At 74.4% G+C, this 18868-nt stretch carries 14 protein-coding genes and 1 pseudogene; all 15 read left to right on the forward strand.

Translation table 11 applies throughout. The annotated features are described in order from the left end of the window. Positions 1 to 6: 6 nt before the first annotated feature. The 15 genes and pseudogenes from BMW67_RS06985 to BMW67_RS07055 all read left to right on the forward strand — a co-directional run bounded on the left by BMW67_RS06985 (position 7) and on the right by BMW67_RS07055 (position 18867). Positions 7 to 1599, forward strand: a complete 1593-nt coding sequence (locus BMW67_RS06985) for a UDP-N-acetylmuramoyl-L-alanyl-D-glutamate--2,6-diaminopimelate ligase (protein WP_072746247.1) — start codon at positions 7 to 9, stop codon at positions 1597 to 1599. Further along, positions 1596 to 3050 carry a UDP-N-acetylmuramoyl-tripeptide--D-alanyl-D-alanine ligase gene (locus BMW67_RS06990; RefSeq protein WP_072746246.1) on the forward strand — a complete coding sequence of 485 codons (1455 nt, stop codon included), beginning with the start codon at positions 1596 to 1598 and terminating at the stop codon, positions 3048 to 3050. The genes BMW67_RS06985 and BMW67_RS06990 overlap by 4 nt, the downstream gene beginning before the upstream one ends. Then, the gene (mraY, locus tag BMW67_RS06995; protein ID WP_072746245.1) at positions 3051 to 4139 is read left to right on the forward strand and encodes a phospho-N-acetylmuramoyl-pentapeptide-transferase; all 1089 of its coding nucleotides are present in this window, start codon (positions 3051 to 3053) and stop codon (positions 4137 to 4139) included. After that, entirely contained in the window at positions 4136 to 5584 is a 1449-nt protein-coding gene (murD, locus tag BMW67_RS07000; RefSeq protein WP_072746244.1) for a UDP-N-acetylmuramoyl-L-alanine--D-glutamate ligase, read from the forward strand. The genes mraY and murD overlap by 4 nt, the downstream gene beginning before the upstream one ends. Next, positions 5581 to 6747 (forward strand): peptidoglycan glycosyltransferase FtsW, encoded by a 1167-nt coding sequence (locus tag BMW67_RS07005; protein ID WP_072746243.1) that lies wholly within the window; start codon positions 5581 to 5583, stop codon positions 6745 to 6747. The genes murD and BMW67_RS07005 overlap by 4 nt, the downstream gene beginning before the upstream one ends. 143 nt (positions 6748 to 6890) lie before the next feature. Then, a complete protein-coding gene (locus BMW67_RS07010; RefSeq protein WP_072746242.1) occupies positions 6891 to 8051 on the forward strand; it encodes a UDP-N-acetylglucosamine--N-acetylmuramyl-(pentapeptide) pyrophosphoryl-undecaprenol N-acetylglucosamine transferase in 1161 nt (386 codons plus the stop codon). Further along, positions 8048 to 9499, forward strand: a pseudogene (gene murC, locus BMW67_RS07015) (UDP-N-acetylmuramate--L-alanine ligase); the annotation flags it as partial. The gene BMW67_RS07010 and the pseudogene murC, both read left to right, overlap by 4 nt. Before the next feature lie 91 nt (positions 9500 to 9590). Further along, positions 9591 to 10811, forward strand: coding sequence for an APC family permease (locus BMW67_RS07020; RefSeq protein ID WP_072746572.1), 1221 nt, complete (start codon positions 9591 to 9593; stop codon positions 10809 to 10811). Continuing rightward, positions 10808 to 11857, forward strand: coding sequence for a UDP-N-acetylmuramate dehydrogenase (murB, locus tag BMW67_RS07025; protein WP_072746241.1), 1050 nt, complete (start codon positions 10808 to 10810; stop codon positions 11855 to 11857). The genes BMW67_RS07020 and murB overlap by 4 nt, the downstream gene beginning before the upstream one ends. 91 nt (positions 11858 to 11948) lie before the next feature. After that, the gene (locus tag BMW67_RS07030; protein WP_072746240.1) at positions 11949 to 12881 is read left to right on the forward strand and encodes a D-alanine--D-alanine ligase; all 933 of its coding nucleotides are present in this window, start codon (positions 11949 to 11951) and stop codon (positions 12879 to 12881) included. Continuing rightward, positions 12869 to 13843, forward strand: a complete 975-nt coding sequence (locus BMW67_RS07035) for a cell division protein FtsQ/DivIB (protein ID WP_072746239.1) — start codon at positions 12869 to 12871, stop codon at positions 13841 to 13843. The genes BMW67_RS07030 and BMW67_RS07035 overlap by 13 nt, the downstream gene beginning before the upstream one ends. Beyond that, positions 13840 to 15171, forward strand: coding sequence for a cell division protein FtsA (gene ftsA / locus BMW67_RS07040; protein WP_072746238.1), 1332 nt, complete (start codon positions 13840 to 13842; stop codon positions 15169 to 15171). The genes BMW67_RS07035 and ftsA overlap by 4 nt, the downstream gene beginning before the upstream one ends. A 107-nt stretch (positions 15172 to 15278) precedes the next feature. Next, the gene (gene ftsZ / locus BMW67_RS07045) at positions 15279 to 16835 is read left to right on the forward strand and encodes a cell division protein FtsZ (protein WP_072746237.1); all 1557 of its coding nucleotides are present in this window, start codon (positions 15279 to 15281) and stop codon (positions 16833 to 16835) included. A 120-nt stretch (positions 16836 to 16955) separates the two neighbouring features. Further along, entirely contained in the window at positions 16956 to 17912 is a 957-nt protein-coding gene (gene lpxC, locus BMW67_RS07050) for a UDP-3-O-acyl-N-acetylglucosamine deacetylase (protein WP_072746236.1), read from the forward strand. 124 nt (positions 17913 to 18036) lie between these two features. Further along, on the forward strand, positions 18037 to 18867 hold the full coding sequence (locus BMW67_RS07055) for an outer membrane protein assembly factor BamD (protein ID WP_072746235.1): 831 nt from the start codon (positions 18037 to 18039) through the stop codon (positions 18865 to 18867). The last annotated feature ends 1 nt before the right edge of the window (position 18868 follow it).

Consider the following 18868-nt stretch of genomic DNA (forward strand, 5'->3'; position numbering starts at 1 on the left):
GCTTCGATGACCGCCGCCGCGCATGACGACGCCCTTTCGCTCGCCGCCCCGTCCCCGCGCCGGCTGGACGAGCTGGGCCTTGCCGCGCCGCCCGCCGCGCCGGCGGACGCCCTGGCGCGCGGGCTGACCGAGGACAGCCGCAAGGTCGCGCCGGGCTGGGTGTTCTTCGCGCTTGACGGCGTGCGCGCGCGCGGGGCCGATTTCGCGCCCTTCGCCCTGCGCCAGGGGGCGCTGGCGGTGGTGTGCTCGGCCGAGGGCGCCGAGCGCATCCGCGCCCTGTGGGCCGCCGAAGGCCGCGCCGAGCCGCCCGGCGGCCTGCCGCTGGTCGTCCGCCCCGACCCGCGCCTTGCGCTGGCGCGGGCGGCGGCCGTCTGGTTCGGCGAGCAGCCGCGCGTGATGGCCGCCGTCACCGGCACCAACGGCAAGACCTCGACCGCCAGCTTCCTGCGCCAGATCTGGACGGCGCTGGGGCGGCGGGCGGTCAACATCGGCACGACCGGCGTCGAGGGCGCGGTCGAGGCGCCCCTGGGGCACACGACGCCCGACCCGCTGACGCTGCACCGGACGCTGGCCGCGCTGGCGGCGCGGGGCGTCGATCACGCGGTCATGGAGGCCTCGTCCCATGGGCTGGTCCAGCGCCGGCTCGACGCGGTGCGCCTGCACGCGGCGGCGCTGACCAACATCACGCGCGATCACATGGACTACCACCGCGACCATGACGACTACGTGGCCGCCAAGCTCAAGCTCTTCGACCGCGTGCTGGCGCCCGGCGGAACGGCGGTGCTCAACACCGACGATCCGGCCTATGCGGCCGCGCGCCTGGTGGCCGAGGGCCGCCGCCAGCGCGTGCTGGGGGTGGGGCGCTCGGAAGAGGCGCTGCTGCGCCTTCTGGACGTGCGCTTCACGCCGACGGGGCAGGTCCTGCGCTTTCACTGGGCGGGCGACGCGGCCCCCGCGCACGAGGCGCGGCTGGAGCTGGTCGGCGCCTTCCAGGGGATGAACGCGCTCATGGCCGCGGGGCTGGCCATCGGCTGCGGAGAGGACCCGCCCGCGGTCTTCGCCGCCCTCGAGGGGCTGCGCGGCGTGCGCGGGCGCATGGAGCTGGTCGCCCGACGCGCCAACGGCGCGCCGATCTATGTGGACTACGCCCACACCCCCGACGGGCTGAGCGCGGCCATCGCGGCGCTTCGGCCGCATGTGCGCGGGCGCGTGGTGGCGGTGTTCGGCGCCGGGGGCGACCGCGACGCGGGCAAGCGGCCCTTGATGGGGCGCGCGGCGCTGGCGGCGGACGCGGCGATCGTGACCGACGACAACCCGCGCTCGGAGGACCCCGCGGCGATCCGCGCGCAGATCCTGATCGGCATGGCCGGCGCCGATCCCGCGCCGCTCGAGATCGGCGACCGCGCCGAGGCGATCCTGGCCGGGGCGGACATGCTGGGGCCCGAGGATTGCCTTCTGATCGCCGGAAAGGGGCACGAGACGGGGCAGATCGTCGCCGGCCGCACGCTGCCCTTCGACGACGCTGCGCAGGCGCGCGCGGCCGTGGCGGCGCTGGACGGCGACGCGGGGCCGGAAATCGGGACGGAGGAGGGCGCATGACCGCGCCGCTTTGGACATCGCAAGAGGTCGCCGCCGCGACGGGCGGGCGCGCGCTCGCGCCCTTCGCGGCGCGGGGCGTGTGCATCGACAGCCGCGCGGCGGCGCCGGGGGATCTGTTCGTGGCGCTCAGCGACCGGCGCGACGGGCACGACTTCGTCGCCGCGGCGCTGGCGGCGGGGGCGGCGGGGGCGCTGGTCTCGCGCATGCCGCCCGGGGTGGCGGCCGACGCGCCGCTGGTGCTGGTCGAGGACACGATGCGCGCGCTGACGGCGCTGGGCGCGGCGGCGCGCGCGCGGTCGCAGGCGCGCGTGGCGGCGGTGACCGGCTCGGCCGGCAAGACCAGCGTCAAGGAGATGCTGCGCGCCATGCTTGCGCCGCAGGGGCCGACCCACGCCGCCGAGAAAAGCTTCAACAACCATTGGGGCGTGCCGCTGACGCTGGCGCGCATGCCGCGCGAGACCCGCTTCGCCGTGATCGAGATCGGCATGAACCATCCGGGCGAGATCGGCCCCCTCTCGCGCCTGGCGCGCCCGCATGCGGCGATCGTGACCACGGTGGCCAAGGCGCATCTGGCCGCGTTCGACTCCGAAGCCGGCATCGCCCGCGCCAAGGCCGAGATCTTCGAGGGGCTCGAGCCCGGCGGGGCCGCGATACTCAACCGCGACAACCCGCATTTCGCGCTGCTGGCGCGGCGCGCGCGCCGGCGCGGGGCGCGGATCCTGCGCTTCGGCGCGGCGCAGCGCTGCCATGCGCGCCTGATCGGGGCCGAGGACGGGCCCGGCGGATGCGCGGTGCAGGCGCGCCTCATGGGCCGGCCGGCGCTGTTTCGCGTCGGCGCGCCGGGGCGGCACATGGCCATGAACGCGCTGGCCGCGCTGCTGGCCGCGCAGGCGCTGGGCGCCGATCCGGGGCGCGCGGCGCTGGAGCTGGCCGCCTGGACCCCGCCCGAGGGGCGCGGCATGCGCTGGCGCGTGGCGCTGGACGAGACCGGGCTGGACGGCGCCATTCACCTGATCGACGAGAGCTACAACGCCAACCCCGCCTCGATGTCGGCGTCGCTGGCGGTTCTGGCCGCCGCGCGCCCCGAGGACGGGATCGGCCGCGTCCCGCGCGGGCGGCGCATCGCCGTGCTGGGCGACATGCTCGAGCTGGGCGAGGAGGAGCGCGCCCTGCACGCCGCCATCGCCGACGACCCGGCCATGCAGGCGATCGACCGCGTGCATTGCGTGGGTCCGCGCATGAAGGCGCTGCACGAGGCGCTGCCGCGCGCGCGCCGCGGCGAATGGACCGAGGACAGCGCCGCCATGGCCGCCATGATGCGCCGGCTGCTTGACGCGGGCGACGTGGTCATGGTCAAGGGCTCGCTCGGCGCGCGCATGGCGCGAGTCGTCGAGGCTGTGATGAAGCTGGGGCGGCCCGAGCCGGCCCGCGCGGATCAAGAGGCGCTCTGAATGCTCTACCACCTGCTCACGCCCCTGTCCGACGGCGGCGACCTGTTCAACCTGTTCCGCTACATCTCGTTCCGCGCGGGGGGCGCGTTCCTGACGGCGCTTCTGTTCAGCTTCGCCTTCGGCCGGCCGATCATCGACGCCCTGCGGCGCCTGCAGAAGAAGGGCCAGCCCATCCGCGACGACGGCCCCGAGCGCCACCTGATCGAGAAGGCCGGCACGCCCACCATGGGCGGGGTGATGATCCTGGGCTCGCTGGTCTTCGCCACGCTGCTGTGGGCGCGGCTCGACGTGGGGCATGTGTGGATGGTGCTGTTCGTGACGCTGGGCTTCGGCGCCATCGGCTTCGCGGACGATTTCCTGAAGGTCTCGCGCTTCAACACGCGCGGCGTGCCCGGGCGCGTGCGCCTGGCGGCGGGCTTCGCCATCGCGGCGGCGGCGGCGGTCTGGGCCATGTGGCTGCAGCCCGAGGCCCTGTCCGGGCGCCTGGCGCTGCCGGTGCTCAAGGGCGCGCTGATCGATCTGGGCTGGCTGTTCGTGCCCTTCGCCATGATCGTCATCGTCGGCTCGGCCAACGCGGTGAACCTGACCGACGGGCTCGACGGGCTGGCGATCATGCCGGCGATGATCGCCGGGGGCAGCTTCGGGGTCATCGCCTATGTCGTCGGGCGCGTGGACTTCACCGAGTATCTGGGCCTGCACTACGTTCCCGGCACCGGCGAGATCGCCGTCTTCTGCGCCGCGCTGATCGGGGCGGGGCTGGGCTTTCTTTGGTACAACGCGCCGCCGGCGATGGTGTTCATGGGCGACACGGGCTCGCTGGCGCTGGGCGGCGCGCTGGGCGCCATCGCGGTGGCCACCAAGCACGAGATCGTGCTGGCGATCATCGGCGGGCTGTTCGTGGTCGAGGCGCTGAGCGTCATCATCCAGGTGCTCTACTTCAAGCTCACGGGAAAGAGGGTGTTCCTGATGGCGCCCATCCACCACCATTTCGAGAAGAAGGGCTGGCAGGAGCCGACCATCGTCATCCGCTTCTGGATCATTTCGGTGATCCTGGCGCTGATCGGCCTCGCCACGCTGAAGGTCCGATGATCCCGGCGCGCGGATATCAGGGCCGCCGGGTCGGCGTGCTGGGGCTGGGGCGCTCGGGCCTGGCGGCGGCGCGCGCGCTGGCGGCGGGCGGCGCGCAGCCGGTGTGCTGGGACGACGCCGAACCCGCCCGCGCCGCCGCCGCGGCCGAGGGGTTCGAGCTGGGCGATCTGACGCGCGAGGGCGCGGCGTGGGAGGGCCTGGCGGCGCTGATCGTCTCGCCGGGGATCCCGCATCTTCACCCCGCGCCGCACCGGGCGGTCGAGATCGCCTTCGCCCGCGGCGTGGCGGTGGACAACGATGTGGGGCTGTTCTTCCGCTCGGCCGCGACCGAGGACTGGGCCGCCTTCGACAGCCCGCCGCGCATCGTGTGCGTGACCGGCTCGAACGGGAAATCGACCACCACCGCGCTCATCGCCCACATCCTGCGCCGCGCCGGGCGCAAGGCGCAGATGGGCGGCAACATCGGGCGCGGGGTGCTGGACCTCGACCCGCTCGAGGACGGCGAGACGGTCGTGCTCGAGCTGTCGAGCTATCAGATCGAGCTGGCGCGGGCGCTGGCGCCGGACGTGGCGGTGTTCCTGAACCTTTCGCCCGATCATCTCGACCGGCACGCCGGCTTGGGCGGATATTTCGCCGCCAAGGCGCGCCTGTTCGAGCTGGGCGGCCCCGAGCGCGCGGTCATCGGCGTGGACCAGCCCGAGGGCCGTTTCCTGGCCAACCGCATGCGCGAGAACGAGGGCGACGGCGCCCCGGTCATCGCCGTGTCGGCGCGGCGCGTCGAGGATGCCGGCTGGAGCGTGACCTTCCGCAAGGGCTTCGTCGCCGAGCGCCGCGGCGGGCGCCAGGTGGCCGCCGTCGACCTGCGCCCGGCGCGGGCGCTGCGCGGCGCGCACAACTGGCAGAACGCGGCCTGCGCCTATGCCGCCTGCCGGGCGCTGGGCCTGTCGCCGCGCGCCATCGAGGCGGGGCTCATGGACTTTCCCGGCCTTCCCCATCGGCTCGAAACGGTGGGCGAGGCGGGCGGGGTGCCGTTCGTCAACGACTCCAAGGCCACCAACGCCGACGCGGCCGAAAAGGCGCTGTCCGCCTTCGAGCGCGTGCGCTGGATCGCCGGCGGCGTGCCCAAGGCGGGCGGCATAGCGCCGCTGGCGCCGCTGTTCGGGCGCGTGGCCAAGGCGTATCTGATCGGCCAGGCGGCGCCGGAATTCGCCGCCCAGCTGGGCGAGGTTCCGCACGAGATCTGCGGCGATCTCGAGACCGCCTTCGCCCTTGCCGCGCAGGAGGCCCGTCCCGGCGAGGCGGTGCTGCTGGCGCCGGCCTGCGCCAGCTTCGACCAGTTCCGCGACTTCGAGGCCCGCGGCGACGCCTTCCGCGCGCTGGCGCGCGCGTGGATCGCGCGTCATGATGGCCGCCTCGCCGCGGCCGATGAGGAGGATGCCCGATGACCGACATGACGTTCGGCGCCGCGCCCGCCCGCGACGACGTGGAATCGGTGCTGGCGCGCTGGTGGCGCACGGTCGATCGCTGGAGCGTGGGCGCCGTGCTGGCGCTGGCGGTGATCGGCCTGGTGCTGGGGCTGGCGGCCTCGGTGCCGCTGGCCGAGCGCAACGGGCTGGCGCCCTTTCACTACGTCACCCGCCAGGCGGCCTTCGCCGCGGTGGGGCTGGGGCTGATGTTCTGGCTGTCGCTGCAGTCGCCGGCGATGGTGCGGCGCATCGGCGTGATCGGCTTTGCGGGGGCGTTCGCGGCGCTGTGCCTGTTGCCCTTTCTGGGCACCGATTTCGGCAAGGGCGCGGTGCGCTGGTATTCGCTGGGCTTCGCCTCGCTTCAGCCCTCCGAGTTTCTCAAGCCCTTTCTCGTCGTGTTCTGCGCCTGGCTCATGGCCGCGGGGTTCGAGCGCAACGGTCCGCCGGGCAAGACGCTGAGCCTGCTCGTCGTGGCGACGGCGGCGGGGCTGTTGGCTATGCAGCCCGATTTCGGCCAGGCGATGCTGACGCTGACCGCCTGGGGGGTGATGTATTTCGTCGCCGGCGCCTCGCTGCCGCTGCTGGCGGGGCTGACGGCGCTGACGGGGGCGGCGGGGGTCTTCGCCTACACGCGCTCCGAGCACCTGGCGCGGCGCATCGACGGCTTTCTGGCCGCCGAGGTCGATCCGCGCACGCAGCTTGGCTATGCGGCGGACGCGATCCGACAGGGCGGGTATTTCGGCGTCGGGGTGGGCGAAGGCTCGGTCAAGACCATCCTGCCCGACGCGCATACCGACTTCATCATCGCCGTGGCGGCCGAGGAATACGGCCTCGTGCTGTGTCTGTTCGTCATTGCGCTGTTCCTTTTGCTGACGCTGCGCGCGCTGGCGCGGCTGGCGCATGAGCGCGACCACTTCGTGCGCCTCGCCGGCTGCGGGCTGGCGGCGCTGATCGGGCTTCAGGCCTTCGTGAACATGGGGGTTGCGGTGCGGCTTCTTCCGGCCAAGGGCATGACGCTGCCCTTCATCTCGTATGGCGGCTCGTCCATGCTGGCGGCGGGCATCGTCATGGGCATGCTGCTGGCGCTGACGCGAAGGCGCCCGCAGCGCGACGTGACCGACGCGCTCGAGGGCGAGGGCTGAGCGCGTCCGGCCCGTCCCCGCGTCCCGCCCGTCGCGGGGCCGCGTCCGCCCCCGCCCGGCCCGCCACCGAAGCGCGAAGCCCCCGGCCGGCCCCGTTCGCCCGCCCGCGGCGCCGCCGCGAAGCACAGCAGGATCGCCGCATCATGACCCCGCTCATCGTCATCGCCGCCGGAGGCACCGGCGGGCACATGTTCCCGGCCCAGGCCCTGGCCGAAGAGATGCTGCGCCGCGGCTGGCGCGTGGCGCTCAGCTCGGACGCGCGCGGCCTGCGCTTCGCCGGCGGCTTCCCGCCCGAGGTCGTCCGCCGCCGCGCCCGCGCCGCCACCTTCGCGCGCGGCGGGGCGGCGGCGAAGCTGGCGGCGCCGGGGCTGATCGCGCTGGGCGTGGCCGAGACCGCCGCCTGGTTCGCGCGCGCGCGCCCGGCCGTGGTCGCGGGCTTCGGCGGGTATCCGTCCTTGCCGGCGCTGGCGGCGGCGACGCTGACGGGCCGCCCGCGCCTGATCCACGAGCAGAACGGCGTGCTGGGGCGCGTCAACCGCCTGTTCGCCCCGCGCGTGGCGGCGGTGGCGTGCGGAACATGGCCGGTGGCGAACGCGCCCGCGGGCGCGCGCCTGGTTCGCACGGGCAACCCGCTGCGCGCCGACGCGCTCAGGGCGGCCGCCATTCCCTACGCGCCGCCCGCCCCGGACGGGCCGCTGCGCCTTCTGGTCTTCGGCGGCAGCCAGGGCGCGCGGGCGTTCTCGCGCCTGACGCCCGCGGCGGCGGCGCTTCTGCCCGAGGACATGCGCGCGCGGCTGCGGGTGACCCAGCAGGCCCGCCCCGAGGACGCCGAGGCCCTGCGCGCGGCCTGGGCGGCGCTGGGCGTGCAGGCCGAGGTCGCGCCCTTCTTCGACGACCTTCCCGCCCGCATGGCGCGCGCGCATCTGGCGCTGAGCCGCGCGGGCGCCTCGACCATGGCCGAGCTGACCGCCATCGGCCGGCCCGCCATCCTGATCCCCTACCCGCAGGCGATGGACGATCACCAGAGCGCCAACGCCCGCGGCCCGGCCGAGGCGGGCGCGGCGGTCGCGCTGCGCGAAGACGGGTTGACGGCCTCGGCGCTGGCGTCCCATATCCACGCCATCCTGTCCGACCCCGCGCGGGCGGCGGACATGGCCGCGCGCGCGCGCGCGCTGGGAGTGCCGGACGCCGGGGCGCGTCTGGCCGATCTGGTCGAGCGCGTCGCCGCGCGCGCCCCGATCGCCGCCGCGCCCGGCCCTGCGCCCGTTTCCGCCGCCCCGTCCCGCAAGGAGCCCGACCGATGAGCCCGACCGCCGCTTCCGCTCGCCGCGCCGCCGCAGGCACCCGCCTGCCGCAGGACATCGGCCCGATCCACTTCGTCGGCATCGGCGGCATCGGCATGTCCGGCATCGCCGAGGTGATGCTGAACCTGGGCTATGACGTGCAGGGCTCGGACCTGCGCGACGGCCCGATCCTGGAGCGGCTGCGCAAGCTGGGCGCGCGCATCGCCATCGGCCAGCGGGCCGAGAACCTGGACGGCGCCGAGGTGGTGGTGATTTCCTCGGCCATCAAGCCCGGCAATCCCGAGCTGGACGCCGCGCGCGCGCGCGGCCTGCCGGTGGTGCGCCGCGCCGAGATGCTGGCCGAGCTCATGCGCCTGCGCTCGAACGTGGCGGTGGCCGGCACGCATGGCAAGACGACGACGACCTCGATGGTGGCGGCGCTGCTGGATCGCGGCGGGCTGGACCCGACGGTGATCAACGGCGGCGTCATCCACGCCTATGGCTCGAACGCGCGCCTCGGGGCGGGCGAGTGGATGGTGGTCGAGGCCGACGAAAGCGACGGCACCTTCGTCAAGCTGCCCGCGACGCTCGCCATCGTCACCAACATCGATCCCGAGCATCTGGACCATTACGGCGATTTCGACGGCGTGCGCGCCGCCTTCGAGCAGTTCGTCTCGAACCTGCCCTTCTACGGGGCCGCGATCTGCTGCATCGACCATCCCGAGGTGCAAAGCCTGGTCGGGCGCGTGGACGATCGGCGCGTGGTCACCTACGGCTTCTCGCTGCAGGCGGATGTGTGCGGGGTGAACCTGCGCTATGTCGACGGCGCGGCGCGCTTCGACGTCATCGCCCGCGCCGGGCGCGGGGTGCGGGCCGGCGCGCACGAGCGCCGCCTCGAGGGGCTGACGCTGCCCATGCCGGGCGATCACAACGTGCAGAACGCGCTGGCGGCCATCGCCGTGGCGCTGGAGCTGGGCCTGTCCGACGACGCCATCCGCGAGGGGCTGGCGGGCTTCGGCGGCGTCAACCGCCGCTTCACCCGGGCCGGCAGCTGGAACGGGGTGACGGTGATCGACGATTACGCCCACCACCCGGTCGAGATCGCCGCCGTGCTGCGCGCCGCGCGCCAGGCGACGCGCGGGCGCGTGATCGCGGTGCACCAGCCCCACCGCTACAGCCGCCTGAGCTCGTTGTTCGAGCAGTTCTGCAAGTGCTTCAACGACGCCGACGTGGCGGCCATCGCCGACGTCTACCCGGCCGGCGAGGCGCCGATCGCCGGCGCCGACCGCGACGCGCTGGTGGCGGGGCTGCGCGCCCATGGCCATCGCTGCGCCGTGGCGCTGGAAAGCCCCGAGGCGCTGCCCGATCTGGTGCGCGCGCATGCCGCGCCGGGCGATCTGGTGGTGTGCCTCGGGGCGGGCTCGATCACCCAGTGGGCGCATGAGCTGGCCGAGCGGCTTGCGCAGGGCGGCGATTCCGCCCCCGACCCCGCCCCCGATCCCGCCCCCGGGGCCGATCACGACCCCGGGGCCGCGGCCGACGCGGCGCAGGGCTGAGGCCGTGCGTCCCGCCGCCGACGGCGTCCCGCCGCAGGGCCTGCCGCGCCGGCTCGGGCCCGGGCTGCTGACGCTTTACGGCGTCGGCATCATGGTCGGCGCCGGGATCTATGCGCTGATCGGGCAGGTGGCGGCGCTGGCCGGGGGCTGGGCGCCGGCGGCGTTCTTTCTGGCCGCGCTGGTCGCGCTGCCGACGGCGCTGTCCTATGCCGAGCTGTCGGCGCGTCTGCCCGAAGCGGGCGGCGAGGCGGCCTATCTGCGCGAGGCCTTCGGCCTGCCCATGGCGGGGCTGGCCGTGGCGGCGGCGATCCTGGGCGGCGCGATCATGTCCGGCGCGGCGGTGCTGCAGGCGGGGGCGGGCTATCTGGGCGCGCTGATCGAGGCGCCGCGCTGGGCGCTGATCGTCGCCATGGGCGCGGGGCTGGGCGCGGCGGCGGCCATCGGCGCGGTCGGCTCGCTGGCCATGGCGGCGGCGCTGACGCTGGCCGAGACGGGCGGGCTGGGGCTGGCCATCGCGGCCGGCTTCGTTGCGCCGCCCGCCGCCGACTGGCAGGCGTTGGACGCCCACGGGCCGGGGCCGGTTCCGGCGGGGCTGGGCGCGGCGGTGGTGCTGGCCTTCTTCGCCTTCATCGGCTTCGAGGACATGGTGAACATGGCCGAGGAAACCCGCGATCCGGCGCGCAACATGCCGCGCGCGGTCCTGGGCGCGCTGGCGCTGGTGGCGGCGCTTTACGCGCTGACGGCGCTGGCGGCGATGCGCGCCGTTCCCGTCGCCGAGCTTGCCGCCAGCGACCGGCCGCTGGCGCTGGTGGTCGAGCGGGGCCTGCCCGGCTGGGGCGGCGCGCTGGCGCTGGCGGCGGCGGCCGGGGCGCTCAATGGCATCCTGGCGCAGGTGGTGATGGGCTCGCGCATGCTTTACGGCGTGGCGAAGTCCGTTCCGGCGCTGGCCTTCTTTCGCCATGTGCATCCGCGCCTCGGGGCGCCGGCGCGCGCGGCGGCGGCGGTGGCGGGGGCGCTGACGGCGGCGGCGCTGGCGGCGCCGGTGCTGTCGCTGGCCCATGCCAGCGCGTCGGTCGTGCTGGCGGTGTTCGCGGCGGTGAACGTGGCGCTCATCCGCCTCAAGCGCGCCGGACCGCCGCCGCCCGGCGCGCCGGACGTGCCGCGGGCGGTTCCGTGGATCGGCGTCGCCCTTTCGCTGGCCGCCCTTGCAGGAGGACAGGCATGACCGCCCCCCGCGCTTTCGATCCCGATGCGCTGGCCGCAAGCCTGCCGCGCCCGCGCGGGCGCCTGACGCCCATGCGCCCGCTGGCCGATCTGAGCTGGCTGCGCGTGGGCGGCCCGGCCGAGCTGTTCTTCCAGCCCGCCGACGCCGAGGATCTGCGCGCCGTGCTGGCCGCGGCGCCCGAGGGGCTGCAGGTGACGCCGCTCGGGGTGTGCTCGAACCTGATCATCCGCGACGGCGGGCTGCCGGGGCTGTCGGTGCGCCTGGGGCGCGCCTTCGCGCAGGTGCGCGTCGAGGGCGAGCGCGTGATCGCGGGGGCGGCGGCGCTGGACTCGCATGTGGCGCGGGCGGCGGCGGCGGCGGGCGTCTCGGGGCTCGAGTTCCTGCGCACCATTCCCGGCGCCGTCGGCGGGGCCGTGCGCATGAACGCTGGCTGCTACGGCGCCTACATGGCCGACGTGGTCGAGGAGATCGCCGCCATCGACCGCGCGGGGCGCCTGGTGCGCCTGAGCGCGGCCGAGATCGGCTTCGCCTATCGCAGCAGCGACCTGCCGCCCGACCTGATCGTGATCGAGGCGACGTTGCGCGGCGCGCCGGGCGATCGCGCGCGCATCGAGGCGCTGATGCAGGAATACGTCGCCCGCCGCGAGGCCAGCCAGCCCGTGCGCGCGCGCAGCTGCGGCTCGACCTTCCGCAACCCGGCGGGCTATTCCTCGACCGGGCGGGCGGACGACGTGCACGACATGAAGGCCTGGCGGCTGATCGACCAGGCCGGCTGCCGCGGCCTGCGGCGCGGCGGGGCGATGATCTCGGACAAGCACGCCAATTTCCTGCTCAACGTCGGCGGCGCGACGGCGGCCGATCTCGAGGGGCTGGGCGAGGAGGTCCGAAAAAGGGTTTTCGAGAACAGCGGCGTGCGGCTAGAGTGGGAGATAGCGCGGATCGGCGTTCCGGCTCCGCCCGAGGCCGCCGGCGAAGGGATCGCCGGCGAAGGGGCCGCGGGGCAGGGGGCGCCGGGCGCGCCGGCGGCGCGAGTTAACGGTTCCTAAACCATTTGCCGTCAATGATTCGTCAAACGCCGTGAACAGGGCGTAAACAACGATAAGGCGGCCTGAAAGGCCGCAAGGGAACGAGGCGGGCATGTCGAGCAGGGCATCCACCCGCGTTGCGGTCCTCAAGGGGGGCCGGTCGGCCGAGCGCGAGGTCTCTCTCGTCTCGGGCGCGGCCTGCGCCGAGGCGCTGCGCGCGGCAGGATACGCCGTCGAGGAGATCGACGCCGGAGACGATCTGGACGCGCGCCTGTCCGAGGCCGCGCCCGATGTCGCCTTCAACGCCCTGCACGGGCGCTGGGGCGAGGATGGCTGCGTGCAGGGCCTGCTCGAGTGGCGGCGCATTCCCTACACCCATTCGGGCGTGCTGGCCTCGGCGCTGGCCATGGACAAGCTGCGCGCGCGCCAGGTCTTCGCCGCCGCCGGCCTGCCCGTGGCGCCGGGGCGCGCGCTGTCGCGCGCCGAGCTGGGCGACGCGCACCCCATGGAGCCCCCCTATGTCGTCAAGCCCGTGGCCGAGGGCTCGTCGGTGGGCATCCTCATCGTGCATGAGGGCGACCCGCCCCCGCCGCCCCCCGGCCCCGACATGCCCGAGCGGCTGATGGTCGAGGCCTTCGTGCCCGGGCGCGAGCTGACCGTGGCCGTGCTGGGCGAGGCGGACGGGCCGCGCGCGCTGACGGTGACCGACATCGTGCCGCGCGCCGGCGCCTGGTATGACTATGCGGCCAAATACGCGCCCGGCGGGTCCGAGCATGTGGTTCCCGCGCAGATCCCCGACGCGGTCTTCGCAGCCTGCCTCGACATCGCCGCGCGCGCCCATGCGGCGCTGGGCTGCCGCGGGCTGAGCCGCGCGGATCTGCGCTGGGACGAGCGCCGCGGCCTCGAGGGGCTGGCGCTGCTCGAGGTCAACACCCAGCCGGGCATGACGCCCACCTCGCTGGCGCCCGAGCAGGCGGCGGCATGCGGCATCTCCTTCGAGGCGCTGAACGCCTGGCTGGTCGAGGACGCCTCATGCGACCGCTGAGCCCGCGCCCCCTCTCGGCCGCGCCCGGCCGGCCGCGGCGCGGGCGGCGCGATCCGTCGCCCTCGCTCTGGCGCTTCCGGCTCGAGCGGCTCATGCGCCGCGCCTCGGTGCGCTTCGCGCTGCGCCGCCTGGCGCCGCCGGCGCTCTTGCTGGCGCTGGGCGCGTGGCTGTGGGGGCAGGAAGCCGCATGGGTGGCGGCGCGCGAGGGGCTGCAGGACCTGCGCCGCGCGCTGGCCGAGCGGCCCGAATTCGCCGTCTCGCGGCTCGAACTCGAGGGCGGCTCGGCCGAGCTGCGCGCGCGCGTGGCGCGGCGGCTGGACCTGCGCCTGCCGGCGTCGTCGCTGGACCTGGACCTTGCCGCCCTGCGCGCCGAGGTCGAGACCGTGCCCGGCGTGCTGAGCGCCTCGGCCGCGATCACCCCGGCCGGCGCGCTGCGCGTGGCGCTGACCGAGCGCGCGCCCGTCGCGCTGTGGCGCTTCGAGGGGCAGCTGCTGCTGGTTGACGCCGAGGGCGTGGCGATCGGCCCCGTGGTCCGCCGCGCCGACCGTCCCGACCTGCCGCTGATCGCCGGGCCGGGCGCGAACCGGGCCGTGCCCGAGGCGCTGGCCCTGGCGCGCCGCGCCGCGCGGCTGGCCGACCGGGTGCGCGGGCTGGTGCGCGTGGGCGACCGGCGCTGGGACCTGGTGCTGACCGGACCGGCGGCGGCCGAGTATGCCCGCGCCCGCGCGCAGGGCGCGGTCGTCGAGCACGACAGCCCCGACATGCGCGTCATGCTGCCCGAGACCGGCGCCGAGGATGCGCTGGCGCGGGTGCTGGCGCTGGACGCGGCCGAGGACCTTCTGTCGCGCGACCTTCTGGCGGTGGACATGCGCGACCCGTCGCGGCCGACCCTGCGGCTGACCGGCCGCGCCCTGACGCAGCTGTTGCGGCTGCGCGCGATCAAGGAGGGAGAAGACGCATGAAAAGCGCCGCCTTCGCCGCGCAACGCCACATGCGCGAGCATCTCCGCTCGGCGCTCCGACGCGGGCTTGTGGGGGTTCTGGACGTGGGCACGGCCAAGACGGCCTGCTTCATCCTGCGCGTCGATCCCGCGCGGCTGGCGGCCGCGGGGGCCGAGGACGGACGCCTGGGCGGCTTCGGCGCCATGCGCGTCGTCGGCGCCGGCGTGACGCAGTCGCGCGGCGTGCGCCTGGGCGAGATCGTGGACATGGAAGAGGCCGGGCGCGCCATCCGCACCGCGCTGCAGACGGCCGAGAAGATGGCCGGCGTGCGCGTCGATCAGGTCATCGGCGTGCTGCCGGGCGCGCGGCCGGTCAGCTTCGGCGCCAGCGCCGACGTGGACGTCGAATCGGGCGAGGTGACCGAGGCCGACGTGGCCCGCGCCCTGGCCGCCTGCCCCGAGCCGCCGCTCGAGGAGGGGCGCGAGATCCTGCACGCGCTGCCGGTCAACTTCACCGTGGACGGGCAAAGCTTTCTGAACGATCCGCGCGGCATGAACGGCCGGCGGCTGTCGGTGGACATGCACGTGCTGTCGGTCGCCTCGGGCCCGCTGCGCAACCTCGCGCGCTGCGTGCGCCGCTGCGACTTGGAGCTGGCGGGGGTGGTCTGCGCGCCCTATGCGGCGGGGCTGTCGAGCCTGGTCGAGGACGAGCAGGAGCTGGGCGCCGCCTGCGTGGACATGGGCGCCGGAGTGACCTCGGTCTCGATCTTCCTGCGCAAGCAGCTGATCTACGCCGACGCGGCGCGGGTCGGCGGCGCGCATGTGACGCGCGACGTTTCCGAGGCCTTCTCGATCCCCTTCCAGCAGGCCGAGCGCATCAAGACCCTTCACGGCGGCGCGGTGGCCACCGGCATGGACGACCGCGAGCTGATCGCCGCCCCGCGCCTGGGCGCGGCCGAGGACGAGCGGCGCATCTCGCGCTCGGCGCTGATCGGGGTGATCCGCCCCCGGCTCGAGGAGATCCTCGAGGAGGTGCGCGCCTCGCTCGACCGGGCCGGGTTCGAGGCGCTGCCCTCGCGGCGGGTGGTGCTGACGGGGGGCGGCTCGCAGGTGCCGGGGCTCGAAGAGGTGGCGCGGCGCATCCTGGGCCAGCGCGTGCGCGCGGGGCGGCCGCTGCGCATCGGCGGGCTGCCGCAGTCGGCCTCGGGGCCGGCCTTCTCGGCCATCGTCGGGCTGGCCGCCTACGCGGTGCGCCCGCAGGACGAGTTCTGGGACTTCGAGGCGCCCTCGGCGCTGGACGGCGCGACGCGGCTGCGGCGGGCGGTGCGCTGGTTCCGGGACAACTGGTGACCGGCGCGGGCGCAATTCGCGCGTGACCGGCCTGTCGCTTTGAGATACTTTCGTCGCAAAGACAAAAAGAACGACACGAGCAGCAGCAACAAGAACAGGCGGTTCCAATGTCCCTCAATCTGGTAATGCCGGAGCAGTCCGAGCTCCGCCCGCGCATCACGGTGTTCGGCGTCGGCGGCGCGGGCGGCAACGCGGTCAACAACATGATCGACAAGGCGCTCGAGGGCGCCGAGTTCGTCGTCGCCAACACCGATGCGCAGGCCCTGCAGCAGTCGCGCGCCACGCGCCGCATCCAGCTGGGCACGGGCGTCACCCAGGGGCTGGGCGCCGGCGCCAAGCCCGAGGTGGGCTGCGCCGCGGCCGAGGAATCGCTCGACGAGATCGTCGAGCATCTGTCGGGCGCGCACATGTGCTTCATCACCGCGGGCATGGGCGGCGGCACCGGCACCGGCGCCGCGCCGGTCATCGCCCGCGCCGCGCGCGAGATGGGCGTGCTGACCGTGGGCGTGGTGACCAAGCCCTTCCACTTCGAGGGCGCCAAGCGCATGCGCCAGGCCGAGGGCGGGATCGCCGAGCTGCAGAAGGTGGTGGACACCCTCATCATCATCCCGAACCAGAACCTGTTCCGCCTGGCCAACGAGCGCACCACCTTCGCCGAGGCCTTCATGATGGCCGACGACGTGCTGTATCAGGGCGTCAAGGGCGTGACCGACCTGATGGTGCGGCCGGGCCTGATCAACCTCGACTTCGCCGACGTGCGCTCGGTGATGGACGAGATGGGCAAGGCCATGATGGGCACCGGCGAGGCCGAGGGCGAGAACCGCGCCATCCAGGCCGCCGAGAAGGCCATCGCCAACCCGCTTCTGGACGAGATCAGCCTGAAGGGCGCGCGCGGCGTGCTCATCAACATCACCGGCGGCTACGATCTGACGCTGTTCGAGCTGGACGAGGCCGCCAACCGCATCCGCCAGGAGGTGGACCCCGACGCGAACATCATCGTCGGCTCGACCCTGGACCCCGAGATCGAGGGCGTGATGCGCGTCTCGGTCGTGGCCACCGGCATCGACGCCGAGGCCCCCGCGGCCGCGGGCGAGGCGCCGCGCCGCGACGTGGCGACGCCGGTCTCGGACATCGCCGCGCCCGCGCGCCAGGAGGCCGCCCAGGCCCCCGCCGCGCGCGCCGAGGCCCCCGCGGCGCCGGCCCCCGAAGCCGCGCCCGCGCCCGAGGCGGCCCGCGTCGCCCCGGCCGCCGTTGCGCGCGACGACGCCTTCATCGCGCCGCCGCCCGAGACCCCGGCCCAGGCCGCGCGCGAGGTCGAGCCCTCGCCCGAGGTGCTGGCCCGCCTGCGCGAGGCGGTGCGCAAGCAGCCCGAAGACGCCGCCCCGCGGCCTCAGCGCCCCGCCGAGCGTCCGGCCGAGCGCCCCGCCGCCGCGCCCGCCCAGCCCGCGCGCCCGGCCGCGTCCGCGGCCCGTCCGGCCGCCCCGCGCGCCGACGATGCCGAGCGCGGCCGCTTCGGCATCAGCAGCCTGATCCACCGCATGACCGGCGGCGCCGAGGCCGCCGCCCCGCGCCCGCATCGCGAGCCGCGCGTGGGCGGCGCCGATCTGACCGACGAGGACCGCCAGCGCGACATCCCCGCCTTCCTGCGCCGTCAGGCCAACTGACGCGGCGCCGCGTCCCAGGCTTTGGCCCGCCCGGTTCGCCGGGCGGGTATTTCTTTGCGCGCAATGCCTTGTCCCCGCTCCGTGAGCGATGTTGCAAAGCGACATAATGCTTTATTTGCCTTGAACGTTCCCATTCCGTATCTCCACGATCACAACAAGAACGACAGGCGAGAGGACGAAGCGGTGCAGACCACGGTCAAGAGCGAGCTGAGTTTCGAAGGACGCGGCCTTCACAGCGGCGCGCCCGCGCGCATGCGCATCCTTCCCGCCTCGGGCGAATACGGCATCTGGTTCAAGCGCACCGACCTGCGCGGCGTCGATCCGATGATCCCCGCCCGCTACGACGCGGTGTGCGACACGCGGCTGTGCACGCGCCTGGCCAACGCCGACGGGGCCTCGGTCTCGACGGTCGAGCATGTAATGGCCGCCCTCGCCGGCTGCGGCGTGGACAACGCGCTGATCGAGATCGACGGCCCCGAGGCGCCGATCATGGACGGCTCCTCGCGGCCCTTCGCCGAGGCCATCGCCCGCGTCGGCCTGCGCCTGGTCGAGGGCGAGGACCGCGTCATCCGCATCCTCGCCCCCGTCGAGGTGCGCGAGGGCGGGCGCCTGGCGCGGCTCGAACCCTCGGACAGCTTCGAGATCGACTTCGGCATCGAGTTCGACGACCCCGCCATCGGCGCCCAGTCCAAGCGCCTGCGCCTGGTCAACGGCGCCTTCCTCGAGCATCTGCACGACAGCCGCACCTTCTGCCGCAAGGAAGAGGTGGACATGCTGCGCAGCATGGGGCTGGCGCTGGGCGGCTCGCTCGAGAACGCGATCGTGGTCGATCGCGGCGCCGTCCTCAACCCCGAGGGCCTGCGCCACCCGGACGAGTTCGTCCGCCACAAGATGCTGGACGCGGTGGGCGACCTGTCGCTGGCCGGCGCGCCGATCGTGGGGCGCTACGTCGCGCGCAAGGCCGGGCACGAGATGACCAACCTGCTGCTGCGCGAGCTGTTCCGCCGCCCCGACGCCTGGCGCTACGAAAGCTCCGAGCCGGGGGGCTGGCGCACGCTGGGCATCGCCGCGAACTGAGGGCGCGCGCGCCTCTTGGCGTGACGCGCGGCGCAAGGTTGTGCTAACTGACGAGGCCCGCCGCGGGATGCATCCTCCGCGGCGGGCCTCGTGGCTTGAACAGACCTGCTGGAGAAAGGCGCCCATGCCTCGTTTCGCCCTCATCGCCGCGGCCATTCTGGCGCTGTCCGCCTGCTCTTCGGGCGGCGACAAGGACCCCTTCGCAGATCCGTACGCGGGGCGTTCGGCCGCCAGCATCTACCAGGAGGCCGAGGCGCAGCTGAACGACGGCGACCCGGTCAAGGCCGGCGAAACCTTCGAGGAGCTCGAGCGCGTCCACCCCTATTCGGAATGGGCGCGGCGGGCCATGATCATGGCCGCCTTCGCCTATTACCAGGGCGCCGAGTTCGACCGCGCCATCGCGGCGGCGCAGCGCTTTCTGGACTTCTTCCCCTCGGACCCCGACAGCCCCTATGCGCAGTATCTGATCGGCATGTCGTGGTATGACCGCATCCTCGACGTCAAGCGCGACCAGCGCGCCGCGCGCATGGCGCTGCAGGAGCTGGAAGAGGTCGTGCGCCGCTACCCGGATTCGGAATACGCTCGCGAGGCGCAGCTCAAGATCGACCTGACGCGCGACCAGCTGGCCGGGCAGGAGATGCTGGTCGGCCGCTATTACCTGGGGCAGGGCAACTACATCGCCGCCATCAACCGCTTCAAGGTGGTGCTGACGCGCTACCAGACCACCTCGCACACCCCCGAGGCGCTCCACCGCCTGGTCGAGGCCTATCTGGCGCTGGGCGTCGAGGACGAGGCGCGCACCGCCGCCGCCGTGCTGGGCTACAACTTCCCCGGATCGGACTGGTATCAGGCCAGCTACGCGCTGTTGCAGGGCGCCGACATCGCGCCCTTCGAGAACCGCGAAAGCTGGATCAGCCGCGCCTTCCGCCGGGTGGTCACGGGCTCGACTCTCTGAC

The organism is Oceanicella actignis (genome assembly GCF_900111545.1).
GTDB lineage: Bacteria > Pseudomonadota > Alphaproteobacteria > Rhodobacterales > Rhodobacteraceae > Oceanicella > Oceanicella actignis.